Raw genomic sequence first — 26,696 nt, 5'->3', positions numbered from 1 at the left:
CAATAACACTGGAAGTGATCCATCGGCCTGCTAGCATCAATGGATACTTGTATATGTTAGCGGGTGATTAAAACTGCTCAGTATCCATTGCCATTAGATTTTGCGCACCAGATTGTATGGTTAATTTTAAAGTGGCAGTGCGGGGAAGTATTCGTTGAAAATAAAAACGTGCAGTGTTGATTTTACTGTTATAAAAATCGCGATCATGTGTCTGAGCTCCCTGTTTTTGTTTGTCGAATGCCACTAAGGCCATTCTTGCCCAGAAATAGGCTAAAACGGTGTACCCAGAAAACATTAGAAAATCCACTGATGCGGCACCCAATTCATCAGCATCTGCACCAGCAGATTTGCCTATTGTATTGGCTAATTCTAACCAATCATGGGTTGATTGCTTAAGTGGCCCGATAAACTCCAGCATATTTTCAGTTGATTGGTGGGATTCACAAAACTCTAATACGATATCGGTAAAGTTGGTTAATAAGCTGCCTTTAGAGCCCATCACTTTTCTGCCAATCAAATCAAGGGCCTGAATACCAGTGGTACCCTCATATAAGGTAGATATGCGACTATCACGCTGATTTTGCTCCATGCCCCATTCTCTAATGTAGCCATGGCCACCAAATACTTGCACGCCGTGATGGGCTGCCTCACAGCCTAGCTCTGTCATAAATCCTTTGCAGATTGGCGTGAGCAGCGCTAATAGTTGTTTGGCATGATGTCGTTGTTGTTCTGATTGCCCCAGCTCAGCGATATCGAGTTGCTGAGCAACATAATATGCAAAGGCTCTAAAGCCTTCAGCCAAAGACTTGATGGTGAGTAACATGCGACGAACATCTGGATGCACAATAATAGGATCCGCAGGCCCCTCAGGATTCTTTACACCACTTAAAGAGCGCATAGCTAATCGTTCTTTAGCGTAGGGAACAGCACCTTGATAGGCCACTTCAGAATGGACTAATCCTTGTAAGGCTGTTGTTAACCGAGCTGAATTCATAAAGGTAAACATGGCTTCAAGGCCTTTGTTGGGCTGGCCAATTAAATAACCTTTAGCGCCATCAAAGTTCATTACACAGGTAACAAACCCATGTACTCCCATTTTATGTTCGATGGAACCACAGCCAACCTTGTTTCTCGCGCCTATTTTACCTTCTTCAGTGACTAAAAACTTTGGTACCACAAACAGTGAGATCCCCGACGTACCTTCAGGGGCACCGGGTAATCGGGCCAGCACAATATGCACAATGTTTTCTGCCATGTCGTGCTCCCCACAGGAAATGAAGATTTTTGTTCCGCTGAGGATATATTCATCATTAGCTACGGGTGTGGCTTTGGTTTTTAATTGACCTAAATCAGTACCGCAATGGGATTCCGTTAAACACATGGTGCCAGTCCACTTGCCGCTAACTAAGTTGGGGAGAAAAGTGTTTTTAAGTTCTTCGGTGCCATAACTGACTAGCGTTTTTATTGCTCCTTCACGTAAACCAGGGTAACCCGACCAAGCAACACTAGCGCTACACACAAGTTCACTGACAATGACATTCATAGATTCTGGTAAACCTTGACCACCATATTCTTCAGGCATTGCTAACGATGGCCACCCCCCTTCACAATATTGTTGATAAGCTGCTTTGAAACCTGGTGGGGTAGTAACCCCATCGGCACTCCACTGACAACCGTGCTGATCCGCAACGGCATTCAATGGCGATATGACATGTTCAGAAAACTTTGCAGCTTCTTCAATGATAGCCCACTGCATAGACTGATCTAATCCCACATCTTTATTCAAATTTTGATAATGCTCAGTGAACTTAAGTAGGTCGTTTGTAACGAACTGGATATCACGAAGAGGAGCTTTATAAGATGGCATTGAGATTACTCCAGAATTTTTAATTTATATCAGGCTTAACCTTAAACAAGTTGAAGCTGGCTTACTTTCTATTCGAAAAACATATCGGAAGAACAGATGGCCACAATAACCACTAAGTTCTTTAATGCAAGTAATGTTAATTTGATGAGTCTATTAAAGCAAGTAACTATGTTAAATAAGTTTAAATTTATTTACTTTATATTAACTTTGTGAGGTTTTAGTGGCGATAAAAGCAAGTCTTGATAAGCTGTACAACGAGCCCTGATTCTATATTTTTTGAGGTTTAAGTTTTTGATAAATAAATTAATTATTGTATTTTGCGCGGGCTTAACTGGTTCGAATAGGGGAAAGCTAGGCTAATTCAGAATAGCCTTACTTTACTGGCTAGCTGAAGATACTATCCCACTGTTTATCGAGTTGGCTGTGGGCTTGATTGAGAGAAACGGCCTTATATAGGTTGTTATATTTTTCAATAAGACCAAAGCGATGCAACTTATTTAGCGCATCCTCTATCTCGAAATCAATTTCAAAGTCGAATTGCTGAGCAAACCAATGTTCAATTTGCTGATCTAATTGCTCGCTGCTGATCGCTTGTGTATTTATCAGTAAAAAGTAGTAGGCGAGTATGGCTTCTTTACACTCTTCCTCTTCAGCTGCATCAATTAAGTGATGAAATACTCCGGCGTTGTTGTCGAGGTTTTTAAAATACAGGTTATCCGCCAGTGCTTTCATAAATTTTAATTTGCGATTCTTGAATTTACTCCATTCTTTAAAGATAAAGCCTCCAATCACGCCTGCACCCGCGCAAAGGGCGACAAGTTCTTGTGTGCCAATGGTGACGGCTTTATCTGATAAACCAATCCAATAACTGATCAATCCTGCCATAAGTAACAATGACGCCCCTAATTTTGTTACCAATACCACGGTTCCACCGACTAATGCAGAGCCGCCAATAATGGCTTTATCTAAGGTGCGCATGCGCACTTCGCTGTTTGGGAAGAGCATTTCTAAATCGGCTTTTGGGACATTTTGGAATAACTTTATGATGGTAGAATTCGGTTCAAAATTAAGGGGTTTCATTTTCTTTGAGGCAAAGTAGTCAGCATTTTTAAACTTTATATAAACGGCCACTTTGTCATAATTGGTGAAGCTGACTTGTTGTTTCTTCAAGCCCCAAAACTTCCTCAAGGTTTCCGTTTTTTGGTATTCCCCTCGGCGATAGAACACCACTTCTGCGAAGTCTTCAAATTCCACTTCCAGTCTAACTTTAAATAAAGACGCTTCATGTAAAGCCTCTTGCAAATCTTGTTCGGTCACTTTTTCAAAGTTCGCCGCATTTAATACCTGTGCAAACGTTTGCGCAAAAACCTGTTGTTTGTTATCTAAGGATTGTTTAGTGGTTGAATGGACGGGCAGGGTGTCAGAGTTAGGATCAAAGGGCGCGTAGCTATCTTTTAATATTTCAAGGGTTTGATGATATTCAAAATGCAAAGTGCTCACCAGTATGTGGCACAAATCTATGAATGCATTTTTATCTTGTTCATTGAGTTGGCCTTGTTGCAAACAGGCGTTGATAAGATCCGCTTTTCTTAACGGGATGAACCGATCTTTTTTAATACTTTGCTGCATAAAAGGGGAATGGCCTGTTAATTGTATTTATTCTGGTTTCGCATCACTGGTAACCATGGCTAATGCCAGAGCTTCGGCTACACGGATACCATCTATGCCAGCAGACCAAATGCCTCCAGCGTAACCTGCACCTTCGCCCGCAGGGTATAAACCTGCTACGTTAACACTTTGATAATCTTTGTCGCGTTTAATACAAATAGGTGATGAGGTGCGAGTTTCGACGCCAGTGAGTAAACCATCCGCTTTAGCAAATCCTTTGATTTGACGATTAAACGCTGGAATTGCTTCGCGAATGGATTCGGTAACAAAGTCTGGTACCACTTTGGATAAATCCGTCAACGTAATGCCTGGCGTATATGAAGGTTTAACATCGCCTAATTCTGCACTGGCATTTCCTGCCAAAAAGTCACCAATTAATTGTGCCGGCGCATGATAATTTTCACCGCCTACTGCAAAAGCCATATCCTCTAAACTACGTTGTAATTCAATACCTGCCAATGGGTGGTCGGGATAATCCTGTTCAGGGGTAATGCCAACTACTATGGCGCTGTTGGCGTTGCGTTCATGTCGGGAGTATTGACTCATTCCATTAGTGACGACTCTTCCTGGCTCAGACGCAGCAGCCACAACAGTGCCACCTGGACACATACAAAAACTATACACAGTACGACCATTTTTACAGTGATGTACTAATTTGTAGTCTGCCGCACCTAAAATAGGGTTGCCGGCATTATCACCGAATCGACATTTGTCGATCATGCTTTGTTCGTGTTCGATTCGAAAACCTACTGAAAATGGCTTGGCTTCAATATGCACACCCTGTTCATACAGTGCGGTGAAGGTGTCCCTTGCACTATGGCCAACGGCTAATACTACGTGTTTACAGCTAAGATAATCCCCTCCAGCTAAGTGTAAACCTTTCAATTTATAACCTTCACTTTGTGGGGCTAAATCGAGTTTTTCTACTCTTGTACTAAAGCGAAATTCACCGCCTAAAGAAATAATTTTTTCACGCATTTTTTCAACCATATTGACCAATTTAAAGGTGCCAATATGGGGTTTACTGACATACATGATTTCTTCAGGTGCGCCCGCGGCGACAAATTCATGTAGCACTTTTCGACCGTAATGTTTGCGGTCTTTTACTTGACTGTAGAGTTTGCCATCGGAAAAAGTACCCGCTCCACCTTCTCCAAATTGCACATTTGATTCTGGATTAAGTGGTTTTTTACGCCAGAAACCAAAGGTATCTTTGGTCCGCTCTCGCACTTCTTTCCCCCGTTCCAGAATAATCGGCTTAAACCCCATCTGGGCTAAAATTAATGCTGCAAATAAACCACAAGGTCCTAGTCCAACAACGACTGGGCGCTCAGCTAAATTATCAGGTGCTTGAGTGACAAACTTATATTGCATGTCGGGAGTGATACGCACTTGTGGATCTTGCTCAAACTGTTCAAGCAGTTCAGATTGGTTTTTGACTTCCACATCAAGGGTATAGATGAGCTGAATGTCTCTGTTATTGCGCGCATCATAGCCTCGTTTAAACATATTAAAGGATATTAACTGGCTTGGGGTGATCTTGAGTTTGCTGAGAATTGCTTGCTCAATCGCCTCTTCTTGATGATTTAGGGGTAATTTAATATCCGTTAAACGTAACATAATACACACTCTTTAAACGCCGGACAGCCTTTCTGTCAGGGCGCGATATTTTAAATCAGCTAGTCTATGATAGATAGCCCTGTTAAATTCTATTTGCGTTGAAAACAGGTAGACAAAGATTGCCAGAACAATTTTTCAAAGAAACTTGTGTTTTTATGGTGCTTCTTTAAACTTGTCGGCATATTTTCAGCCTAACCAAAATAACTTTCAATGACCTTTGTAGTGACCGACAATTGCATCAAATGTAAATACACCGACTGTGTTGCTGTATGCCCTGTTGATGCGTTTTTTGAAGGGCCTAACTTTTTAGCGATTGATCCGGTAATTTGCATTGATTGTGCGCTCTGTTTACCTGAATGCCCGGCAGATGCGATTTTTCAAGATACCGAACTACCAACCGATCAACTCCAATATTTAGAATTGAATGAGCAGTTGAGCCAAGAATGGCCAAATATCACTGAATTAAAAGCTCCCCCAGAAGATGCGGACAAGTGGAACGGTGTTGTCGACAAGTTGCCTTTGCTAGAGCGTTAATGGTTAGCCAAAACCACCGCTATGCTTTAAACCCTTTTGCCACTATGTACACTTCACGTGAGCGAGGGCGAGAGGCATCGGGTTTACGGATAACGACTTTGTTAAAAGAGCTGCGCACGTCTTTTAGGTATTCTTCATAGCCCACACCTTGAAACACCTTTGCACAAAAGCTACCACCAGGTTTAAGAACATTGCGCGCCATGTCTAATGCCAATTCTACTAGGTACATAGAGCTGTATTGGTCGGTAGCATTCACGCCACTGATATTGGGCGCCATGTCAGAAACTACAACGTCGACTTGTTGATTGTCTAGCTCAGCAACAATTTGCTCGTAAACCGCTTCTTCGGTGAAGTCTCCTTGGATAAAAGTGACATCCAGGATTGAATCCATTGGTAAAATATCAGAGGCAATTACACGGCCTTTCTTACCGACTAAAGGCGCGACAATTTGTGACCACCCACCAGGAGCTGAACCTAGATCCATAACAATATTGCCAGGGCGAATTAATTTATCTTTTTCATTAATTTCAATCAGCTTATAACTTGCACGGGAACGATATCCGTCAATCTGTGCTTTTTTAACGTAGGGATCGTTAACGTGTTCGTCCAGCCATTTTTTACTGGTTTTAGAGCGTGCCATAAAGTGAGTCTGCTATTTTAGAAGGTTTAAACGGCGCTTATTGTAAGCTGGCACAGCAAATTTGCAAATTACCAAAGGGAAATTGCTGCTTTTTACCGTAATTTATTGGGTTTAACCAGTTTCGCCTGACTTGATTTCATCAAAGGGTTACAATTCTCAACCATGAGTATTTATTGTTTCATTTATCAAATCTACCGACTAGGAAATTACATGACCAATCTTGCAGTATTTAACTTGTGCCATGCAAAACTAAAATGTAAAGGCAAGTTGATATGAAATTTGATGATGTAAAAAAACTCCATCAAAAAAAGTATCGTTCTCAATTTGGTTATTATTTAGTCGAAGGTGAACATTTAGTTTTAGAGCTTCAAAAAGCGCTAAAAACGCACACTGACGCAGGCGATATTACTTTGTATGTTACGGAAGAATATCAAGGTTGGGCCAGTCAGTTGAGTATGGATTGCACTATTGCAAACCTCAACAAAAAACAAATGGCACAATTGAGTGATACTAAAACTCCCCAGGGCATCATTGCCTGCGTGCCATTGCCTAAAGCGGTTGAGGCACAAGCTAGAGCGGTTGAGGCACAAGCTAAAGCGGTTGAGGCACAAGCTAAAGCGGTCGAGGTGCAAACAAAAACCGCGGAGTTAATCCAACCCAGTTCACAGAACGAGCGTTGTATCTATCTCCATGAAGTACAAGATCCCGGTAACCTAGGTACTATTTTGCGCACTCTCGCTTGGTTTGGTGGTTTTCGATTATTGCTTAGTCCCAACAGTGTTGATCCGTTTAATTCCAAAGTGGTTCGAGCCAGTATGGGCGCGATATTCCATGTGCCTATTGAGTTAGATGTTGAATTAGAGCATTTACGTACGCGCTTTAAAGGTTTTGCCTACTTAGATATGCAAGGTAAACAAATACAAAGTTCAGATTTTGCCAATTACCAGTGCTATTTATTTGGCAACGAAGCCAGAGGCGTACCTAATGATGCCTTGTCGGCCTGTGATGCTGATGCCTATACCATTGTTGGAAGTGGTAAAATTGATTCACTTAATTTAGCCAGTGCAGTGAATATTTGCGTCTATCAATTGTCGATTTAATTTATTGATATTGCTTGAGGAATGTCTGAAATATATCGGTAACCTCAGGCATTGATGTGTTAAGTCTGTGATCCCCTTGAATGAGATGTAATTCACAGCCTGATATTTCAGCATACTTTTGTGAATGTTGATAAGGAATAACCTCATCATTTAGGCCATGGACAATGCAAATATGCTCAGTATTGGGCGCATAGGTTTGATTTATGTAACCGGGCATAAAGAGGGCAGGAGCGAGCAAGAACAGGCCGCTACAAAGTTGATTTTGTGCCGCTACCATAGACACATAGCCGCCCATAGAAGAGCCCACTAAAAGCACGGGTTCTTTGATGTCAGATAGCACCTTTATTAGCTTGTCGACTCGCACATCGGCATTCATGATGCCAGAGTAATCAATGCTATCAACTGTATATCCGTGATGTTTAGCGACTTCAGCTAATTTACGTATTTTTGAGCCCCAAGGACCACTTTCTTTTCCGTGTGAGAAAATCACGCGCATGATTTATTTCCGTAGTATGTCTTGAAGAGATAGTAACATTAGATAAGGTTCGAATTTTCGCTCAAGGGAGAATAATACTACTATTTTTCTGTTACCAAGAACATATCGTTGGGGTTTAACCATACTGATTCAACGTGATTGCGCAGCAATACATATTTAAGCATTTAGGCTTGGTTAATTACCGAACAACTGTATACCAATTTATAGTATAAAGCGATTTACCACAGTATGCACTTTATCACTGAGGGCTTTGAGAGCCTGGCTAGCTTGGTTTAACGTGGTCGCCGTGGTAACTGATTGCTCTGAGGCAGCGTTTAAATCATCCAGTCGTAAATTGATGGCTTGAGCCGCTTGAGTTTGCTGTTCTGTGGCTTGGGCTATCTGGGTATTCATTTGTGACATTTGGCCCATTAGTCGGGCTACCTCTTGCAGTGTCTGATTAGCTTCGTTTATGTTACCGACCGTTTTTTGGGATGTATCTTGGCTCGTTTTCACGGCTTCTACTGCAGCTTTAGCATCACTTTGTAATTTTTCAATCATGCTTTGAATTTCATCAGTACTATGTCCAGTGCGGCTAGCTAATGTGCGGACTTCATCTGCAACGACTGCAAAGCCTCGACCTTGTTCGCCAGCGCGAGCTGCTTCAATGGCAGCGTTTAATGCTAGTAAGTTGGTTTGTTCTGCAATCGCTCGTATCACATCGAGGACGCTACCAATATTTTCGCTCTGTTTGGCTAATTGAGAAACAACGGAATTAACTTGATCAATATTACTGGTTAAAGATTGAATATCTTCTACAGTGCGATTAACCGCTACAGCACCCGCTTGCGTATTGTTTTTTGCGTCACTAGTCGTGTTTTCAGCATTCAAAGCACTATTACTAACTTCACCTATTTGTTTAGTCATTTTGTCGATAGCATCGGCTACTTGCAAAGTAGCCTCACTTTGCTGTTGGGCAAAGGTATTACTGCTTTGGCTAACACTAGCAACAGAGTTAGATTGCGCAATTAATTCTTCGATGATGGTGCGTACCTGAACAAGAGATTCTCGTATTTTGGAGGTAAATTGATTAAAAAATTGGTTTAGTTGTGTTATTTCGTCATTTCCTTGTACTGGTAATTGCCGGGTTAAATCTCCTTCGCCCTGTGCTATGTCGCGCATGCGTTCACTGGCTTCTTGAATAGGACCGGTAATGCTCTTACTAATTAACCAAGTCGCGCCTAAAATAAAAACCAATCCAATAAAGGCTTCGAGAATATAAGAATTGCGCAGTTTGGCATAAAAGGCATCCAGTTTATCTAAGTAAATTCCCGAGCCTATAGTCCATCCCCAAGGACTAAATTCTTTAACATAGGATATCTTAGCGGTGGGCTCTTCTTCACCTGGAAGTGGCCAAACATAAGTGACAAAGCCGCTGCCTTGATTTTTGACTAACAATGCCATCTCTCGGAAAAACGTTTTTCCATTAGCATCGGTACTGTCGTATAAAGATTGGCCATTTAGGGCTGGTTTAAAGGGATGCATTATCATATTCGGTGCAGCATCCTGCAGCCAAAAATAATTATTGTTGTCGTATCTAAGCTCACTCACAGTCGCAATCGCCATTGCTTTTGCATCGTCTTCACTGAGTTGTTGGGTGCTTGCTAATTGATGGAAATGTTCGATAACGCTGTATGCTACATCTACAACGCTTTTGTTTTCTTTATACGCTTGTTGTTCCAATGATTCATAATGATGATTCAACACACTGAAACTAAGCAGTACGAGAACGAGTACCATTAGAATGACGATCAAACTTAATCGGTAGATCAATGAAAACCTACGTAAAAAAATCATTGCTAATTCCTCTACTATTGCCGCAAACGTATTGTGCGACGCTATTGTGTCGCGTTATTCTTTTTCTTTTAGTCTAGTCTATTTTTGTAGATTCAAACCTTAATCCGCAAAATAGTCTTTAATTGCCGACAAATCGTATCCCTTGGAACTGCATATTCTTTGTAGTTGTTGGAAAGAAGACTGTTCTTTTTGACTTAAAGCCCAAAGATGGGCAGCCCGGGTACCACTTCGGCAAAAACAATGGACTAAGCCATTTTGTTGCTCAAGCACCTGTTTGAATAATGCAATTTGCTGTTTTGCATAACAACCTGAATTAACTGGGATATGTTGATAGCTAACACCTAGTGAATCACAAAGCAACTTCCACTCTCTGCTCGTCTTTTGTTGGTCGGTTTCATTGTCAGGCCGAACGTTAATTAGCATGGTTAAACCATTTTCAATTAACTCAGATAGCTGTTGTTTGTTTAGTTCACCAGATACTGAAAAGTGGTCGTTTAAATTAACAATCGACATAGCACATCCTCGATTAAAAGTTTGCGATAAAGGTGTAGGCCGACAAACCTATTAAACCCGCCGCAAATAGTCGCTTAATCACTGTTTGTGGAAGTTTATCTGCTACCTGTAATCCCACTAAAATACCCCCTATCGCACAGCCGCTTATTAGTGTCACTAGTGGCCAATTTAAGCGGATGTCTGCATCTTGAAATATCTGTAAATATTGGGAGAATCCACTAATACTCTGCATGACTATAATGACTAAACTGGTACCCACAGCCTGTTTAATCGGAATTTTTGCAATAAACATCAGTGCAGGCACAATCAGAAAACCGCCACCAACGCCGATTAAACCCGCTAAACATCCCACCAATAAACTTGCGGGGATCAACCAGAATCCTGAATGAGGAGGTGTTGGATTATTCGTTAGAGGGGAAACTGGCTTCAGCATGAAAACACTCGCCAATAGCATAATCCCTGCAAATATAAGCAATTGTAGTTGGGCGCTGACAAATTGAGCTAGGTAGGCTCCCCCGTACGCTGCAAACATGCTCGGTATGCCAAAATAGATGACCAATTTATAAATTATATTGCCTTTGAAATAGTGGGTTAGGGTGCCCACTAACGCCACTAATCCAACTATTAGTAAGGATTCCGCTATGGCGATTTTTTCAGGCTCTTTGGCAATGAAAATTAACAAAGGTAGGGTTAAAATGCTGCCGCCAGATCCCAGTAAACCAAGACTTAACCCCATGGTTATAGCACCCAACCAAATTATCGGATCAGTCATGGGTTAACCTAGCTTTACGGTTAGCGGTATTTTTAAATAACAAATACCATTATCTTCGCTGTCGGGCATCAGTCCTGCGCGAATATTCAGTTGAATAGAGGGTAAAAGTAGTTTTGGCGCAGGGAGCGTTTTATCACGTTCATTACGCAGCTTTACGAAATCGTTTTCGCTAACCCCTTGTTTTACGTGAATGTTATTGCGTAATTGCTGAAAAACGGTGGTTTCCCAGGCATATTCATTACGACCTTCAGCTTTATAATCATGGGCGACAAAGATTCGGGTGTCCCCAGGCAAGGCAAGTATTTTCTGAATAGATTGGTATAACGCTTTTGCGCTGCCGTTTGGAAAGTCAGCTCTAGCAGTACCATAATCGGGCATAAATAGAGTGTCACCAACAAATACGGCGTCTTCAATCAAATAACTCACACAGGCAGGCGTATGACCAGGGGTATTCATGACTTGAATGTCTAGATGGCCTAATTTAATTATTTCCCCGTCGCTAAATAAATGATCAAATTGACTGCCGTCACATGGAAAAGATGCCGCTAAGTTAAAGATTTTTTTGAAGGTGGATTGGACGATGCGAATATGTTCGCCAATGCCAATTTCGCCCCCGCGTTTTTCTTTAATATATTGGGAGGCAGTTATATGATCTGCGTGGGCATGGGTTTCAAGTATCCACTCTAAAGAGAAATTATTATCATCCAAATATTTGATCACCTTATCTGCACTGGCAGATGAAAGGGTGCCTGAATTAGCATCAAAATCTAAAACAGGATCAATTACTGCCGACAGGTTGCAGGTTTTGTCGGTTATAACATAGGTCATCGTATTGGTCTTTTCATCCAGAAATGGTTGAATAATGAGTTTATTCATGATGAATGATTCCTTCTTTGCTTAATTCAGGCTGCACCTTTGGATCAAGTGATATTTGTTGATCTATTTTGAGTTGGCGAGGAATAATGTGGGAGGCTACCAACACAATTTTATGCTGGGAGAGTTGGTTTATATGTTTACAAGCAATTTCAATATTTGTTTCATCCAGTGCTTCAAATGGTTCATCGATTAAAATTAAATTAGCTTGACTTAACAGTGCGCGAGCCAAACCTAAACGTTTTCTTTCACCACCTGAAAAACGTCGACCGTTCTCTCCAATCCATTGGTTAATGTCTGTCATGTAGCCCAAACCAACTTGTTTAAGTACGTCCATTAAGTGTGTATCCGACGCATTGGGATTAGCAATAAGCAAGTTACTCTTTAGGGTGTCTGAAAGACAGTAGGGAAATTGTTCTATATACAGGCTGTCGTTGAGTAAACCACTTGGCACCTCTATTTGATTGACCTGACGACTTCCTTGACTAGGGATTAAGCCTGCAATTGCTTGTAGAAATCGACTTTTTCCTGCCCCGGAACTACCTACAATTAAACTCAAACTAGCAGGGCTGAAAGTAGCCGATACCTCAGGCATATGGGTATTTTGGGCTTCAAAATGAGAGACTGTCAGGATCTGTACTTCAGTGTCATGGCGATAAATAGATACAGCGTCCTGTTGCAAAGTCGTCAAACTTTTATTGGCGATATGGTAAGTGGCTAACTTATTTTGTGACTCAATGGAGCGGCCCAGCCAATCATTTACGCTCAGCAGTGCCATGGGAATAATCACAAACAAACTGTTCCCAAGGTGTGCTCCGGCATGATTGACTAAAATAAAACACAAGGTTGAAATACTGGTGATAGAGGTGAATAGGGCCGCTAATCGAGTATTCGATTGCATACGATTCTGTAAGCTACGAATTTGGGTTAATTTAGGAGGCTGCAATTGATTCTGCATGTGCCAAATAGGTGCGCTTTCGATATGTTGAATTAAGCTCAACTGAGCCGCTTTTTGGTATTTAGCCAGTTTTGCTGCGTAGGATAAGGTGCTCAACACCAATGCAACGTAAATAGCACTAAAGACCAATAGAAACACGATTAATGGCCAGGTCAATAAAGGGGTAAACACGACAGCACAACACATGAGGATACTGATGGACAAAAACACGCCTGCATTTTGGCCCACCCAAGCAATCCAGATTGAAGCGACTTCTTCACTTTGATAGGCGAGGGCGTTCAATGAAACGTCTCTTTTAATGACATGCTTGTCAGCTAAAGATTGGAATATAGATAGACGAATGTCGGCCAAGGAGTTGAGTAAGTGATGGTGGCCAAACAGCATATTGAAATAACCAGAAGCTATACGCAAAATAGCGAGGCCTCGAATGACCACTGCGGGCAACATGTAGTTAAAACCCATTCCAGCAATGGCTGATGCGGCAATAAACCAGGAGGACACCAACAAAATGGTGAACCCCACCAGAACATGCACAATGGCGAGTATTAGGCTAATCCCTAACAGTTTTTTATGTTTCATTAGGGAACCTTAAATTGCCATCATCAAGTTGCCATTGTTGTGTAAACCAGTGTGAAGGTATGGACTTATGTGATGCCCAAATGACAGTCTTTTGTTGCAATCGCTGATGCAACAAAATGCTCAGTGCTTTATGCTGTTCTTGAGTCAGGTGGGCTGTGGGCTCATCAAGAAATACCACATCAGCGTTAATTAATAATATACGAGCTAAGGCTAAACGCTGAGCTTCACCTCCCGATAAAGGTGGATAGTCACCTAATGGTGTATCGAGTTGTTGTCTCAGTTTAAATGCCCAGTCATTTAGCTCAACGTCGACCAACACCTCCCAAAGCAAATGATCGGGGATAGTTTTCCCTAATGTGAGGTTATACCTTAGGGTATTATCCAATACGACGGTATCTTGGGTGAGCAAGTAGCAAGTGGCAGGGAACTGATGTGAAGCTTCTCTAAAGCCCATTAAAGCCTCTAGCAATACCGTTTTACCGGCGCCGGATTTGCCTTCTAGAAATACCCAATCTCCGGGACTAATTGAGATTTTTTTGGCACAAATATTGGGATTTTTGACCTGAAAGTTAAGCCAATCTATGCCATTAAATTTTTGTTGTCTTATTGGTGAACTAACCTCTTGAAATATTTCTGCAAAACGTTCAGCACTCGCTTCAGCTTTAGATTTTTGATGATAGTATTTTCCTAAGGTTTTTAGTTCTGCAAATAATAAAGGTGCCACCAGTAACATGAAAAGACCTGTTTGCAAATCCATTGCCGGACCAAATTCGAATTCGCCTATTAAGCTAAAACCAATGAAGACTGCCACTAATGCAATTGATAAGGTGGAAAAGAAATCCAGGACAGTAGACGAAAGAAACGCCACAGAAACGACTTTCATGGTTTTAGCGTTGACAATATTACTGGCCTGACTCAATCGCATTTGTTGCTCTTGATGTCGGTTAGTGGTGGTTATCAAAGGCAAGGCTTTTAATCTATCTGAAAACATCGCCCCTAATCGTTCTAAAGCGATAAAGTGTTTACGATGAAGTGCCGCCGCTCCCTTGCCAACAATAATCATAAACAAAGGAACCACAGGCATACAAAGCAGTAGCGATACTGCCACTACGTAGTTAATGGGAGCAATGAGCAGCAATATCACCAGCGGCGTAGTTGCCGCTAGCCATTTTTGAACACAGTATTGACTGACGTAATTACCCACATCAGTTATGTGATCGAACATCAATTGCTGCCAATAAGCCGGTGAATAGCGGCGAATTAAAGCCGTTTGTTGTTGCTGCCAAATGTGTTGAATATTGTCCTCAAGCTGGCTTTCAACTTGAGTTTTGCAGATAGCCGACAAGCTATCTGCAAAATACACACTGGCCAACCAAATACTTGACGCAATACCAAGGTATAACACCTCTCGCCCTTCGATCGTTTGTTGCTCGACAACAATCGACATCATCATTGCAGCAAAAAACCAAAAGGTGACAATTTGCGCACCGAACTGTATTAGGCGCAGCAAAAACACCTTGCTTTGGGGCACGCGAAATTCCTTGCTTTGCCCCCTTAGCCATAGTGTTGCCTGAGGTGTTATTTCAGTCGCCATTATGATTCGTCCGAGCGATCCATATCTTCTGTTGACTCAAGCCACATGGCGTTAATAATGCCAAATGAACATGCTAATAAAACGCCTAAGATCCATGTGAAATACCACATAATTTTTCTCCTGTAACTGTTAATAAATTGCGTGAGACTTGTTCAAGTCAGCTTGTTTTACTCGTCCCCGCATGACCCAGAAACCGTAAGCTGTGTAACACAGCACAATAGGTACAAATACACAGGCCACGATAAACATGGTTTGCAGCGTTAAATATGATGAGGTTGCATCCCAAACTGTTAAACTCGCGTCAGGCATGACGCTGCTTGGCAATAGAAAGGGAAACATGGAAAAACCAGCGGTTAAAATGATACCGGCAATACTTAAACCACTCGCCGTGAAGGCTTTGCCACTTTTACCTTTGCTAGAAAACAAAGCAGAAGCTAGTGCCGCAACAATACCCAAAACAGGTGCCGCGACCATCCAAGGGTAGGCGCTGTAGTTATGCAACCATCCACCACTGACCACAGATACGCTTTTAAGTAATGGGTTGCTTGTTGCTGCTACATCAATAGTTGAAGTAATTTGGTAACCGTCAACACCGATGGCTAAATACACGCCGGCTAGGGAAAATAGAGCGGCTGTTGCTGACGCTAATATCACTGACACAGAACGTGCCCGTTGATATAAGTCACCGTCAGATTTAAGCTGCAGCCAAGTGGCCCCATGGTTTAGCAACATAGCAACCGAAACTAGGCCAGTGAGCAATGCAAATGGCGTGAGTAATCCAAAGAACGATCCAGTATAAGTCGATTTCAATGTTTCATCTAACTCAAACGGAATGCCTAGCAGCAAGTTACCGAAAGCCACACCAAAGATTAAGGCTGGAATGAAACCGCCTGCAAATAGCGCCCAATCCCACATCATTCGCCACTTTTTATTAGTCAGCTTACTGCGATAATCAAAGCCCAGCGGACGCATCCAAAGTGCAATTAAGGTCAGCGCTAATGCTAAGTAAAGACCAGAAAAAGCGGTGGCATATATCATTGGCCATGCTGCAAAAATGGCACCACCGGCAGTAATAAACCACACCTGGTTACCATCCCAATGGGGACCAATGGTATTGATCATGACTCGTCGTTCTTGATCCGTTTTACCTATCAGCGTTAACAATGCGCCTACGCCTAAATCGAAACCGTCAGTTACCGCGAAGCCTATGAGTAATACACCAATTAACACCCACCAGATAACGCGCAGCGTTTCATAATCAATCATGAGTTTGCTCCTTGAGGTTGTTCATTATTTAATAACTGTGCCGCTTCTTCTAATTCACGCTCAGCGTCTGCAAAGGTCTCACTGGGGCCTTTTTTCGCGTACTTTTGCATTAAGTAGAAAGCTGCAATAAACATAATTGCATAGAAAAAAGTGTAGGCAATTATCGTAATTACTACGTCAGTCACACTCAAATTTGATACCGATGCGTGGACAGGCAGAATTTCCGCAATTGACCAAGGTTGGCGACCATATTCTGCTACAAACCAACCCGCTTCAGAGGCAATCCAAGGAAGTGGTAGGCTCCAAAGTGCAAATTTCAGCAACCAGCGAGGCTTAGTGATTTGATGCTTAGTGGAATAGTAAAAGGCAAGAGCAAATAATATTAACATCGCAAATCCTGATGCTACCATCAGTCTGAAACTCCAAAATAACGGAGCAACTTTTGGAATACTGTAGTCTACCGCTTGCTGAATGGCCTCTTCTGATGGGTTAGTCACATTATCAGTGAATGGTTGTAACAACATGGCGAAGCCTAAATTGTCTTTGTGCTGTTCAAATTCTGCGCGTTGGTTTGACGTGGCTTCTCCGCTTCTTACTTTGTCTAGTAAGTCGTAGGCAATAATACCAGACAGAATACGCTCCCTATGGCGTTCTTTATGCTCTTTTAACCCTACCACTTCTTCGTCAAGAGAGCGGGTAGCAATGATCCCCATTGCATAAGGAATTTGAATGGCATAGTCAACGCTTTGGGTTTCATCATTAGGCAGTCCAAACAGGGTAAATGCGGCAGGGGCGGGTTGCGTCTCATATTCAGCCTCAACTGCAGCTAGTTTCACTTTTTGCACATCACCTAACTCATAACCACTTTCATCCCCTAATATAATTACCGAAATGACCGAGGCTAATCCAAAACTTGCAGCGATGGCGAACGAGCGTCGAGCAAAAGCCACATCTTTGTTTTTGAGTAGGTAATATGATGAGATGGCTAACACAAAGATAGCGCCTGTGACGTATCCGGCAGAAACGGTATGCACGAACTTAACCTGAGCAACAGGGTTGAAAATTACCTCTGCAAAACTGGTCATTTCCATACGCATGGATTCAAAGTTAAACTCGGCACCTACAGGAAATTGCATCCAGCCATTGGCTATTAAGATCCACAGAGCTGAGAAGTTAGAACCTAGGGCAACTAACCAAGTTGTCATTAGGTGTTTTACTTTGCTCATTTTGTCCCAACCAAAGAAAAACAAACCAACAAAGGTAGACTCTAAGAAGAAGGCCATAAGCCCTTCTATGGCCAAAGGTGCTCCGAAGATATCACCAACATAATGGGAATAATAAGACCAGTTCATGCCGAACTGAAATTCCATGGTTAGACCTGTGGCAACGCCAATGGCAAAGTTGATCCCAAACAACTTACCCCAAAACTTGGTCATTTGTTTGTAGATATCTTTGCCTGTCATAACATACACAGATTCCATTATGGCAAGCATAAAACTCAGCCCTAAGGTTAATGGAACAAATATGAAATGAAACATGACGGTAGAGGCAAATTGCCAACGAGATAACTCGATTAGAGTCTCGTTCATACTGTTTCTCCTAGTGATTTAAAAAGTGTTGTCGAATTTTATTATATTCCGAAGATTTCAGGCTCGGAGTTGATCTTAATCAAGGGAATTGCATTCAACGTGCCAAATTTTGAAAAAACTTTAAATGTCTGAAAATTATGTTTTTTTATTTCTTGGTGGACTATTTTGAGAAGCGTAAATGTCACTTATGACAATAAGTGTGTCATAAGTGACAAATGGTGGTTTTGCTGGTAAGCAAATTAATTGGACGCACTGGCAGTGACACTAAACGCACCGCGAATATCGTTTAGAGAAAAGTTTATTGCTGCGTCTTGTGGGTAATGTTGATCAATTTTGTCTTGTAATTTAGGTGAAACATTTGAGCCATGGCAAGCTATACACAACTGACCTGTGGGAATCGCTTTCATCATCCTAAATTGCCCATTCACAATTTCACTGTAGTCTAACTTATCGATGGGTTGGCCGTTCTTTGCTTGTTGTTCAAAGTTAAGCAATACCGGTTTTTGCCATTCATTTGGTAAATTAAGTGGATTGCGAGTTTTTAAACTGGTGCGGCTTAATTTCCACCCCTTTGTGGATAACTCTGATGCTATCTGTGGTGCCTGTTGCTGACAGACATCCACTGCATTTTCGAAACCTCCAGAAGCGATTGCATCCAGCAAAGCCGTTTTAAGTTGATTACCAAACTGCGCCATTTTTTGTTTAGCAATCTGTTGTAATTGTAACTTATCTTGCTGACTTTCAAAGGAATTAGTGGGCGGCAGCTTATTTTCGATTTCAATTGGATTTGCATTTGCTAGCGTCACAAACAAGCTGACACTAACCATCATCGACAATTTAACGGTAGATACAAATTTTGCTAAGCTCTTTTTCATAATCATTCCTATTCTAGACGTTCTATTCCAAGTGCTTTCAACACATATTTTTCGTAAACAGGTTCACTGGTACCCGTGCGCATTTTCCGCATGAAATACTTTTCAAATGCGATTTTGGCTAAATGTACCCATTTTCCTTTTTTAAACCAGGCCACATTTCGAGGCGGAATTTGCGGCATAGCGACGAAGGCTGCGCCGGTATTTCCCATGTCGGCTAAACAAATTGCATGCATCGTGCCTTTAGTCTGTGGCGGTTGATCATCAATAATGAGTGCTTTTAAATTATGCGCAATTGCGGTCATCATGGTTTCAATCATGTAACCCGTTTTGGGTGTACCCGTAGGCACAGGAGTTGTCTCAACCGGCGGAATGGCAACACAGACACCGCCAGAGAATATATTGGGATAGGTTGGATTACGATGGTATTCATCGGTAATCACAAACCCTTTTGGATTGCATAACCCGTCTACACTGGCCACCGCATCAACACCACTAAAAGGCGGTATAAGCATGGCATGAGTGAAGGGAAGTTGGTGCTCGAATTCTACCTCACCTTTACGGTTGAATTCGGATACATGCATTATATCCTCACAGACTTTATCTACACTGGCATTGCATGTCCATTTAATATCACGGGATCTAAGTTCTGATTCCAGCATGCTTTTGGAATCCCCAACACCGCCTAAACCCATATGTCCTATGTAAGGTTCACAAGTCACAAAATGAATGGGTACTTTGTGGCGGATCTTGGCATCTCGCAGTGCTTTGTCCAAGATAAACGCATATTCGTAAGCAGGCCCAAAACAACTTGCACCTTGAAACGCACCAACCACCACTGGGCCGGGTTTTTTCAATAGCTTTTCAAAATCTTGATAACACCTTTGGGCATGATCTAAGGTACATATTGATTGGGTATAATACTCTGGACCTGCTCCTTTAATATTACTGAAAGCGAGCTTTGGTCCTGTTGCGATAATCAGATAATCGTAGCTTATGGTGTCGTTCTCATGGGTTAAAATAGTATTGTTTTCAGCATCTATTTTATCCACTCTTGCACACACGAATTCAATGTCTTTTTTGTTCAGATATTTTTCAATCGGCATTGTAATCGCATCAGGTTCTCTCCATCCAACGGCTACCCACGGGTTAGATGGTACAAAGCGGAAATCTGGTCGCTCGTTGATAACAATAACTTGATGTTCCTTGCCCAGCATTTCCTTTGTTTCATAAGCCGCTGGCATGCCTCCGGTTCCTGCACCTAAAATCACTATTTTAGCCATATTAGTTCCTCACCTTTCGTAATATCGTTAATTGGTACGACATATAGATACTATCTAAGCAAGACGCGTGCTATAACTGCAAAAAACTATAACCCATTGAATATTATTAGGTTTATTTTAAATTGTTGACTTATTTTTAATATGACTTGATCCAATTGTCATTTTTGACACAGAATGAGTCAATACTGACTTGATAATAGGGTATCTGAACGTGAACATTGGTGTTATCCAATCTATGATAGATGCAATGGAAAAGCCGGCAATTTTTATAGATCTTGACTATCGTATTCTAGCTGTGAATTCAGCTTATCGAGATACTTACGAAAATGAAGTTATTGTAGCGAAAAGTCGTTGTTTTGAAATTTCCCACCGCAATTCATCTCCCTGTGACAAGCACGGTGAAGATTGTCCTATGGAGCTATGTAAAAAAACGGGAAAAACCAGCAGCGTGATTCACATTCACGATACGCCCTACGGTAAAACCTATTGCGATATTTTGATGAAACCCATTAAAGATGAAAATGGCATCACCACCGGGTTTTTAGAAGTGTTAGAGCGGATAAAATTTGCATCTAATGAGTCAAGTACACAGTTAATGATAGGAGATTCAGAGCCTTTTAGAGCGATGCTCAACAAAATTAATCGTTCAGCTAAGGCCGATATTGCGGTGTTGTTGCATGGTGAAACGGGGACGGGTAAAGAGTTGGTGGCTAAAGCTGTACACGAGTCAAGTACTAGGGCGGAAAAGCCGTTTGTTATTATTGAGTGTACCGGCTTAAATGAAAATCTATTTGAATCGGAGTTATTTGGCCACGAGAAAGGTGCATTTACTGGCGCGACCCATGCTAAAAAAGGTTTGATAGAAATGGCTAATGGTGGCACTGTCTTTTTTGATGAGATTGCTGACGTACCATTAGCGATGCAAGTCAAATTATTAAGACTCCTTGAAACCCATTGTTATCGGACGGTAGGTGGAATTAAGCAGAAAAAGGCTGATTTCAGGTTGATTTGTGCAAGTCACAAAAACTTACTTGATTTAGTGGCATCAGGTGAATTTAGGAAAGACTTGTATTATCGCATTGCCGGTTTTCCTATAATGTTGCCGTCATTGGCGCAGCGCCGCTCCGACATACCCATTTTAGTCGAACATTTTTTAAAACAATCTGAAATGCATCGCAAAAAGTTCAGTGAACAAGCAATGCTTAAGCTTAGTCAGTATGACTTTCCAGGTAATATTCGTGAACTCAGAAGTATTGTTGAACACTCTGCGTTACTAGCAAATGAAGATATTATTGAGGTTGAAGATTTGCCAGACCTCGTCAGCAATACCGAAGGGTTTGAAGTTCAAGAGTTTAAACAGATTATTTCCTTAGATGAGATGGAGAAAAAATATTTATCGCAATTGTGTTTTACTCGCACTTTACCTGTGGATGAACTTGCCCAGCAATTGGGTGTGAGCCCGCGAACGCTTTATCGGAAACTACAAAAATACGGCTTAAAATACGACGGAGGATGATAAAACTGAGTCATCTATAATTCATCCTGTCTTATAATTTACTTGCTATTTAATACAAATAGCTACCGGGATTTACTACTCGTTAGCCATTTCTTTTTCGGTTTTGAATCCAAATACTTTGCGTATAATAAAGGTCGCAGGGCAAAGGCCTGTAAAACTTTGTTGGAACAAATTGGCTCCAATAAACACCGTAAACCATACAAAGTTTGGGTGAACCCAAACAGTTAAGGCAACGGAGACTAGCACCATAAAACCCGCAAATGCAGTTAACACTCTTTCAGCAGACATATTCAGCCTCTTTTATCATCGGTTGTGGAGGTTAGTAAAAATATTTGAAGCTTGCATAAAGGTTACTGGCATCTTCAAACTGATTGTAAAATGTGTGATTGTCATCACCGTAAAATAGGTTTATTCCAGCTGCCACCTGCCATTGATCAACTGGGCTGTAATCGGCGCGTAATTTTAAAAAGCCATCATGATCGCTGGTGGAGTAAAAGTTAAAAGCATTAATCGTTAAGGTTTGTTGCATTAACCGATAAATAAATTGCTGGGTAACGACGATACGACTGCGATTAGGATCATACTCTGGTGTTAGGGAGTTTAGTTTTAGTTCTGAATAGTCATGAGTATGCTCTAAATACCATTGTATACTTGCCGTTAAGTCTTTTATCACTTCTTGCTCATAACCAACGAGATATCGACTTTGATCATTAGGAATTAACGGCTCTGAGCCTTGGCTATCATCTTTGGAGGCATAATAAGCGAACTCTGCTTTGATAAGGCCCGCAAAAGCAGGGCTTACGACGCTGGCACCATATACATTGAGTTTAGAAAAGTATGCTTGGCCTTCACTGGTTAGACTGCTGGGAGATTTATGAAATCCATCATAACCATAAATGGCGATCTCTGACGAACCTATGCTTTTATAATATCGTAATGCGTATTCTGGTGACTCCGGTAAATAAGGTGATTTTACGTCGAAACCTGGCGCAATGTTAGTGCCAAATGAAGCAGAGAAAAATGAAAAATAATCACCGTTAATATAATTGTCTGCAGCAAATTCTGGAGTAATAACGAAATCCATATTACCCCAATCAAAAAAGCCAGATAATTTCGCAGATAAGGAAGGGGCCTTAAGGTAATCATCATTACGTCCAGCAAAAAATGATTGGTAGTCTTTAGGGAATAGATCGTTTAGAAATAAATAGTCACCCGTCCCCCAAGTCAGCACTTGTTGGCCTAACTTTAAATCAAAGTTCTTTCCCCATTGAGCAATTGAATCTAATCTTCCTTGCCATGCAAACTCTCGAACATTTAATTTAACTTGATCTAGAACGCCATCATAATACAGGTCACTAGTCACGGTTAAACTGGATTCGCTGAGTAGCTTTTCCCATTGGACTTGCAAGCGAATATCTCTGAGGGTTTTTGCCCCATCAATTGCAGGATCTGAGGTGAATCTGTTACCTACACTGATATCAACAAAGCCTGCAAATAGGGGGGAAGCCTCTTCTTCTTCCGACCAATCCCCCATATCCCACTCATCTTCTGTGGTTTGCGCCCTAGTATTGAGGGAGACTAAAAGTAAAATCATTGCTAAAACAGAAATGGGCGATAAGCTTTTTTTCATTAGTTTAACCATTGACGAGGAGGGGTACGTAAACTGCGTTCCGAAAATACATCGTCTGGCAGACCCAGGTCATAACTGATATTTCTGAATTCCATTAAGGTATAGCCACCATTGACCAAATCGCTTACTTTAGAGCGCAGCACGGTAGGGAAACCTTGAATATTATCAATTTTCACCGCTTCAACACGGCGATAATTAACCCCTTCTTGATTAAAAAAGTCAATTTTGACGGGGAGTTTTGACTGCTTACTAATACTGACATGGTAGTAGCTAAATTCCACGCTATCTGCGGATTTAGGCGTGGCTTTAAGAATGTAATTTTCCGACGTCTCATCAACCAGTTCGAAGTCATCCTCTGAGATTGCTCGGCCAGAAACATCCTCGTAGAAAAAGTGTGATCCTACAAAAGAGGTACGTTTGTCGCCAGCTGAGATACGTTTTACTAAATCTAAAGCAGGGAGGTACAACCAACGGTCATCGTCTACTGTAATATCGGCATGTTTTTCTACTCTAAATACAGTGTCTTTCACATCTGTTGGTCGGCTGAAAAATACCATCATTTGTTGATCACCATTGTCTTTAATATCACGTCTTAAAATCGTGAATTGACGCATTTGTTTACGCCCCTGGGCATCGACTATCATCATGCGTGCATCTGAGCGACCGTCTTGTCCGCTGTAATATGCGACTTTTTCAGAACTGATAATTAATGCTTCAACATCAACCTCTGCAACACTGGGTAGTGATAGGACTAATGCAAAAATAAATAATGTAAATCGAGACATTCTAAACCTCCAAATTAACTAGTTCTTAAAAACTAAGGGTTTTGCCAACGACATCACCGCGGGCAAAATAAGTAAGGTCACCAAGGCCGAAATAGCCATAATACTGGCTAAAAATACGCCCACAGTGATGTAAGGAACAAGTGGCGCAAAAAGCAATGGCGTAAACCCTAAGGCGATGACTAAAGCATTTCGTGTAATAGCGGTGGCCGGTTCTTGAAACATCAGCGAAAATGTTTGTTTCACATCCTGAGTTTGTTTAAACAGGGTACGGGCTCTTTCCAAAAAGTGGATGGCGAAGTCTACTGAAAGGCCTAGGGTTAAGGCTGACAAAACAGCAATGGGCATATCGTAGTCTTTACCAACAATGCCAATTAATCCATAAATGAAGGTAATGGTAATGGTCAGCGGTAGCATCGCTAATAACCCAAATACCAAGGATCGGAATAAAATAACCATCATGATAAACACAATCACAAAGGCACTGATTAAGCTATCAAGCATGCCTGCCACCATATTTTCCTGCCAGATGACGTTAATATAAGCTTTGCCTGCCCAGCCTAATTCAACACCCGCAGGGAGTGGGTGACTGGCAACATAATCATCTACCAATTGAATGACCTTTGTCATATCTTGATTATCGCCACTACTCAACTGCAACCAAATTAGACTTTGCTGGTAATCCGGTGTGACAAAATGCCATAAATCATTGGGTCGATGGGATGACTGATATTGCATTAACGTTTGCGCCACAGCTTGTGGTGACCTTGGAATTTGATAATCTTGTGCTTCACCTGATCTGAGCTCTCGATTCACGACTTTAGTGACATCAGCAAGAGAATTCGATTTGCCCACTAGCCCCGATGCTTGCAACTCCGTCTGTAGAGATTCTATATAGGCCAGTAGTGTTGGCGACTGGAAGGCTTTCGACTGACTCAATGCTGTTTCCGTTTGAGCTAACAATACATTTAAATACTGCTCTTCTTGAGAATTTATTGAAGAAAACATCTTATCTTCTATCTCAATAATAAGTTGCTGATATTGTTCATTTAACGGCTCATTTTCGAGTTTTTCCATTGTACTCTTTTGCCAGTCACTTAAGGACGAAGGCAGGTTCTGTGACATGATATTCTTCAAAGGCACTAAGTTTGATTGTTGACTAAGTACTATGTATGCATCGTAGGTTCCAGCAAAGTTTTCATTCAGTACTTTGTCGGCGACGCGGATCTCATGATCGGGTTTGAACCATCGCACAGGGTTGTCGTTAATTTGAATTTGGGTAATTCCCCATACGGAGACTGCAAAAATCACTGTAAAACTCAAGATTAAAGCACCTTTAAAATTCATGGCAATCTTACCCAATGCGCCTGCAATCTTGGCGATTCTGGTACCGTCGCTGTGCTGGCTATGCATCACATCCTGTAAACTTAGTAGGGACTTTTCACCCATTCGTGATAGATAAGCTGGCATAAAGGTAATCGTGATTAAAAATGCCAGTAAAATGCCTGTGCCCACAAAGGCACCAAATATTTGCACAGGGGGAATTGGGGTTAACATCAATGAATAAAATCCCACTGAGGAGGTAATTGATGTATACAGCATGGGCGTAAATAAATGGCCAACCACTTCTTCTATGGTCTCTTGAAGATCTTCTCCTGGTTTATGCCGATCACTAAACTCCGACAAAATATGAACAGAATCAACCACCGCAATCGGCATCAGAAAAATTGCAATCATGGATGACATGATATGAACAGTGAATCCCATCCCAATTAATGCCCCCATGGTTATAATAACCGTTGCCATAGCGACAATCATAGGCGCGATAATTAAGGGCAAGTTACGGAAGAAAATAAACAATAGAATAAAAATAGTTAAGCCTGCAAGAGGTGCCGAAATTCCCATTTGTACAAACATCTCAAAACCAAATTGGTCTTCGGCAACGGGCAGCCCGGTGATGTACCACTGGGCGCTGCTATCCTGAGATTCGATGGCGGCGCGTATTTGTTGTGCAATATTAAAACTCTGGTTTTTATCTAAAATCGGCACGTAAATAGCGGCCGCTTTACCATTGTTTGATGCCAAGGTGTCTTGCAGCAAGGGGAGACGGGACAAGTTGTGTTGTATCTGCTGGCTTACTGAAATCGTTTTTGGAGGCGAGGGCATCATCCATTCAAACCGAATTGCTCCTGTTCCTTCCTGACTAATATTATCTACTGTTGAAATCGACATGACATCGGCAGAAACAACCCCTTCTATTGACATAATTGTCTTGGTTATGTCAAATATGTCAGTAAGCACCTGAGGTTTGAATACACCATATTCATCGGACGTATTGACCACCCCAACGACGATTGCGTCATACATACTAAAGGTTTGTTTTACTTGATTGTGAAACACTCGGGCTGGGTGCTCTGCATCCAGCATATTCTCTGGGTCGGTATCAATTTGAATACGAGGGATTTGAGATGCTAATAGCACCACAAATAGCAATAAAATCCCATACACTGATTTAGGTTTGTGGGTACATAAATGGACTAAATTGTTGGCTATGTTTTTCATAAAACCCGGTTGTTTCCCATCATTCATGTTAATTTGATTAAGTGATTTGCAATATGAGTGCCATTGATCTGAAGTATGTAGGCTGCACTTACCTAAAAGTTAATATTGAATGTAATCTAACGTCATAAGTTGAGTGAAAGTTTTAG

Annotated in this window: 23 protein-coding genes; 3 read left to right on the top strand and 20 right to left on the bottom strand. The window is 41.5% G+C overall.

The genetic code is table 11. The annotated features are described in order from the left end of the window. Positions 1-67: 67 nt before the first annotated feature. The 3 genes from Q4574_RS14395 to Q4574_RS14385 form a co-directional block, all read right to left on the bottom strand. Positions 68-1,867, bottom strand: a complete 1,800-nt coding sequence (locus Q4574_RS14395) for an acyl-CoA dehydrogenase C-terminal domain-containing protein (protein WP_303474843.1) — start codon at positions 1,865-1,867, stop codon at positions 68-70. Positions 1,868-2,251: 384 nt separating this feature from the next. After that, the gene (locus Q4574_RS14390; RefSeq protein WP_303474907.1) at positions 2,252-3,484 is read right to left on the bottom strand and encodes a TMEM143 family protein; all 1,233 of its coding nucleotides are present in this window, start codon (positions 3,482-3,484) and stop codon (positions 2,252-2,254) included. 39 nt (positions 3,485-3,523) lie between these two features. Beyond that, entirely contained in the window at positions 3,524-5,155 is a 1,632-nt protein-coding gene (locus tag Q4574_RS14385) for an NAD(P)/FAD-dependent oxidoreductase (protein ID WP_303474842.1), read from the bottom strand. Between the two features lie 210 nt (positions 5,156-5,365). Between Q4574_RS14385 and fdxA the strand changes: the two genes are divergently transcribed. Continuing rightward, positions 5,366-5,689 carry a ferredoxin FdxA gene (gene fdxA, locus Q4574_RS14380; RefSeq protein ID WP_303474841.1) on the top strand — a complete coding sequence of 108 codons (324 nt, stop codon included), beginning with the start codon at positions 5,366-5,368 and terminating at the stop codon, positions 5,687-5,689. Between the two features lie 19 nt (positions 5,690-5,708). On the opposite strand, the gene rlmE is transcribed toward fdxA, so the two are convergent. Continuing rightward, a complete protein-coding gene (rlmE, locus tag Q4574_RS14375) occupies positions 5,709-6,329 on the bottom strand; it encodes a 23S rRNA (uridine(2552)-2'-O)-methyltransferase RlmE (RefSeq protein ID WP_303474840.1) in 621 nt (206 codons plus the stop codon). Between the two features lie 272 nt (positions 6,330-6,601). Between rlmE and Q4574_RS14370 the strand changes: the two genes are divergently transcribed. After that, positions 6,602-7,429 carry an RNA methyltransferase gene (locus Q4574_RS14370; protein WP_303474839.1) on the top strand — a complete coding sequence of 276 codons (828 nt, stop codon included), beginning with the start codon at positions 6,602-6,604 and terminating at the stop codon, positions 7,427-7,429. Between the two features lies 1 nt (position 7,430). Here the strand turns inward: Q4574_RS14370 and Q4574_RS14365 are convergent, their stop codons facing one another. The 12 genes from Q4574_RS14365 to Q4574_RS14310 form a co-directional block, all read right to left on the bottom strand. Then, positions 7,431-7,925: a YqiA/YcfP family alpha/beta fold hydrolase gene (locus Q4574_RS14365; RefSeq protein WP_303474838.1), complete on the bottom strand. Its 495-nt coding sequence runs from the start codon at positions 7,923-7,925 to the stop codon at positions 7,431-7,433. Between the two features lie 201 nt (positions 7,926-8,126). Further along, positions 8,127-9,761 (bottom strand): methyl-accepting chemotaxis protein, encoded by a 1,635-nt coding sequence (locus Q4574_RS14360; protein WP_303474837.1) that lies wholly within the window; start codon positions 9,759-9,761, stop codon positions 8,127-8,129. A 99-nt stretch (positions 9,762-9,860) separates the two neighbouring features. After that, positions 9,861-10,274, bottom strand: coding sequence for a TIGR01244 family sulfur transferase (locus Q4574_RS14355; RefSeq protein ID WP_303474836.1), 414 nt, complete (start codon positions 10,272-10,274; stop codon positions 9,861-9,863). A gap of 13 nt (positions 10,275-10,287) precedes the next feature. Next, entirely contained in the window at positions 10,288-11,046 is a 759-nt protein-coding gene (locus tag Q4574_RS14350) for a sulfite exporter TauE/SafE family protein (protein WP_303474835.1), read from the bottom strand. Between the two features lie 3 nt (positions 11,047-11,049). Further along, on the bottom strand, positions 11,050-11,922 hold the full coding sequence (locus tag Q4574_RS14345) for an MBL fold metallo-hydrolase (protein ID WP_303474834.1): 873 nt from the start codon (positions 11,920-11,922) through the stop codon (positions 11,050-11,052). Beyond that, positions 11,915-13,456 (bottom strand): ATP-binding cassette domain-containing protein, encoded by a 1,542-nt coding sequence (locus tag Q4574_RS14340; RefSeq protein WP_303474833.1) that lies wholly within the window; start codon positions 13,454-13,456, stop codon positions 11,915-11,917. Before Q4574_RS14340 ends, Q4574_RS14345 begins: the two co-directional genes overlap by 8 nt. Further along, positions 13,446-14,987 (bottom strand): ATP-binding cassette domain-containing protein, encoded by a 1,542-nt coding sequence (locus Q4574_RS14335; RefSeq protein ID WP_303474832.1) that lies wholly within the window; start codon positions 14,985-14,987, stop codon positions 13,446-13,448. The genes Q4574_RS14340 and Q4574_RS14335 overlap by 11 nt, the downstream gene beginning before the upstream one ends. A gap of 62 nt (positions 14,988-15,049) precedes the next feature. Next, entirely contained in the window at positions 15,050-15,160 is a 111-nt protein-coding gene (gene cydX / locus Q4574_RS14330; protein WP_303474831.1) for a cytochrome bd-I oxidase subunit CydX, read from the bottom strand. A 19-nt stretch (positions 15,161-15,179) separates the two neighbouring features. Beyond that, entirely contained in the window at positions 15,180-16,316 is a 1,137-nt protein-coding gene (gene cydB / locus Q4574_RS14325) for a cytochrome d ubiquinol oxidase subunit II (RefSeq protein WP_303474830.1), read from the bottom strand. Continuing rightward, positions 16,313-17,905 carry a cytochrome ubiquinol oxidase subunit I gene (locus Q4574_RS14320; RefSeq protein ID WP_303474829.1) on the bottom strand — a complete coding sequence of 531 codons (1,593 nt, stop codon included), beginning with the start codon at positions 17,903-17,905 and terminating at the stop codon, positions 16,313-16,315. The genes cydB and Q4574_RS14320 overlap by 4 nt, the downstream gene beginning before the upstream one ends. A gap of 239 nt (positions 17,906-18,144) precedes the next feature. Further along, on the bottom strand, positions 18,145-18,780 hold the full coding sequence (locus tag Q4574_RS14315; protein WP_303474828.1) for a DUF3365 domain-containing protein: 636 nt from the start codon (positions 18,778-18,780) through the stop codon (positions 18,145-18,147). A gap of 8 nt (positions 18,781-18,788) precedes the next feature. Beyond that, the gene (locus Q4574_RS14310) at positions 18,789-20,060 is read right to left on the bottom strand and encodes an NAD(P)/FAD-dependent oxidoreductase (RefSeq protein ID WP_303474827.1); all 1,272 of its coding nucleotides are present in this window, start codon (positions 20,058-20,060) and stop codon (positions 18,789-18,791) included. A 235-nt stretch (positions 20,061-20,295) separates the two neighbouring features. On the opposite strand from Q4574_RS14310, the gene Q4574_RS14305 reads away from it, so the two are divergent. Next, entirely contained in the window at positions 20,296-21,576 is a 1,281-nt protein-coding gene (locus Q4574_RS14305) for a sigma-54-dependent Fis family transcriptional regulator (RefSeq protein ID WP_303474906.1), read from the top strand. A gap of 75 nt (positions 21,577-21,651) precedes the next feature. Here the strand turns inward: Q4574_RS14305 and Q4574_RS14300 are convergent, their stop codons facing one another. The 4 genes from Q4574_RS14300 to Q4574_RS14285 are packed head-to-tail and all read right to left on the bottom strand — an operon-like array spanning position 21,652 to position 26,550. Continuing rightward, positions 21,652-21,864: a DUF2892 domain-containing protein gene (locus Q4574_RS14300; RefSeq protein ID WP_303474826.1), complete on the bottom strand. Its 213-nt coding sequence runs from the start codon at positions 21,862-21,864 to the stop codon at positions 21,652-21,654. A gap of 31 nt (positions 21,865-21,895) precedes the next feature. Beyond that, positions 21,896-23,206: a hypothetical protein gene (locus tag Q4574_RS14295; RefSeq protein ID WP_303474825.1), complete on the bottom strand. Its 1,311-nt coding sequence runs from the start codon at positions 23,204-23,206 to the stop codon at positions 21,896-21,898. Then, positions 23,206-23,991 (bottom strand): outer membrane lipoprotein-sorting protein, encoded by a 786-nt coding sequence (locus Q4574_RS14290; protein WP_303474824.1) that lies wholly within the window; start codon positions 23,989-23,991, stop codon positions 23,206-23,208. The genes Q4574_RS14295 and Q4574_RS14290 overlap by 1 nt, the downstream gene beginning before the upstream one ends. A gap of 18 nt (positions 23,992-24,009) precedes the next feature. Continuing rightward, positions 24,010-26,550 (bottom strand): RND family transporter, encoded by a 2,541-nt coding sequence (locus tag Q4574_RS14285; RefSeq protein WP_303474823.1) that lies wholly within the window; start codon positions 26,548-26,550, stop codon positions 24,010-24,012. Positions 26,551-26,696: the final 146 nt, after the last annotated feature.

The organism is Aliiglaciecola sp. 3_MG-2023 (assembly GCF_030548205.1).
Classification (GTDB): Bacteria; Pseudomonadota; Gammaproteobacteria; order Enterobacterales; family Alteromonadaceae; genus Aliiglaciecola.
The sequence above is the reverse complement of the archived record's forward strand: the minus strand, read 5'-3'. Positions and strand labels throughout refer to the sequence as shown.

Coding starts and splice junctions, on each gene's coding strand:
- Q4574_RS14395 (WP_303474843.1), bottom strand. CDS start 1,867: ATGCCATCTTATAAAGCTCCTCTTCGTGATATCCAGTTCGTTACAAAC.
- Q4574_RS14385 (WP_303474842.1), bottom strand. CDS start 5,155: ATGTTACGTTTAACGGATATTAAATTACCCCTAAATCATCAAGAAGAG.
- fdxA (WP_303474841.1), top strand. CDS start 5,366: ATGACCTTTGTAGTGACCGACAATTGCATCAAATGTAAATACACCGAC.
- rlmE (WP_303474840.1), bottom strand. CDS start 6,329: ATGGCACGCTCTAAAACCAGTAAAAAATGGCTGGACGAACACGTTAAC.
- Q4574_RS14370 (WP_303474839.1), top strand. CDS start 6,602: ATGAAATTTGATGATGTAAAAAAACTCCATCAAAAAAAGTATCGTTCT.
- Q4574_RS14365 (WP_303474838.1), bottom strand. CDS start 7,925: ATGCGCGTGATTTTCTCACACGGAAAAGAAAGTGGTCCTTGGGGCTCA.
- Q4574_RS14360 (WP_303474837.1), bottom strand. CDS start 9,761: ATGATTTTTTTACGTAGGTTTTCATTGATCTACCGATTAAGTTTGATC.
- Q4574_RS14355 (WP_303474836.1), bottom strand. CDS start 10,274: ATGTCGATTGTTAATTTAAACGACCACTTTTCAGTATCTGGTGAACTA.
- Q4574_RS14350 (WP_303474835.1), bottom strand. CDS start 11,046: ATGACTGATCCGATAATTTGGTTGGGTGCTATAACCATGGGGTTAAGT.
- Q4574_RS14345 (WP_303474834.1), bottom strand. CDS start 11,922: ATGAATAAACTCATTATTCAACCATTTCTGGATGAAAAGACCAATACG.
- Q4574_RS14340 (WP_303474833.1), bottom strand. CDS start 13,456: ATGAAACATAAAAAACTGTTAGGGATTAGCCTAATACTCGCCATTGTG.
- cydX (WP_303474831.1), bottom strand. CDS start 15,160: ATGTGGTATTTCACATGGATCTTAGGCGTTTTATTAGCATGTTCATTT.
- cydB (WP_303474830.1), bottom strand. CDS start 16,316: ATGATTGATTATGAAACGCTGCGCGTTATCTGGTGGGTGTTAATTGGT.
- Q4574_RS14320 (WP_303474829.1), bottom strand. CDS start 17,905: ATGAACGAGACTCTAATCGAGTTATCTCGTTGGCAATTTGCCTCTACC.
- Q4574_RS14315 (WP_303474828.1), bottom strand. CDS start 18,780: ATGAAAAAGAGCTTAGCAAAATTTGTATCTACCGTTAAATTGTCGATG.
- Q4574_RS14310 (WP_303474827.1), bottom strand. CDS start 20,060: ATGGCTAAAATAGTGATTTTAGGTGCAGGAACCGGAGGCATGCCAGCG.
- Q4574_RS14305 (WP_303474906.1), top strand. CDS start 20,296: ATGATAGATGCAATGGAAAAGCCGGCAATTTTTATAGATCTTGACTAT.
- Q4574_RS14300 (WP_303474826.1), bottom strand. CDS start 21,864: ATGTCTGCTGAAAGAGTGTTAACTGCATTTGCGGGTTTTATGGTGCTA.
- Q4574_RS14295 (WP_303474825.1), bottom strand. CDS start 23,206: ATGAAAAAAAGCTTATCGCCCATTTCTGTTTTAGCAATGATTTTACTT.
- Q4574_RS14290 (WP_303474824.1), bottom strand. CDS start 23,991: ATGTCTCGATTTACATTATTTATTTTTGCATTAGTCCTATCACTACCC.
- Q4574_RS14285 (WP_303474823.1), bottom strand. CDS start 26,550: ATGAAAAACATAGCCAACAATTTAGTCCATTTATGTACCCACAAACCT.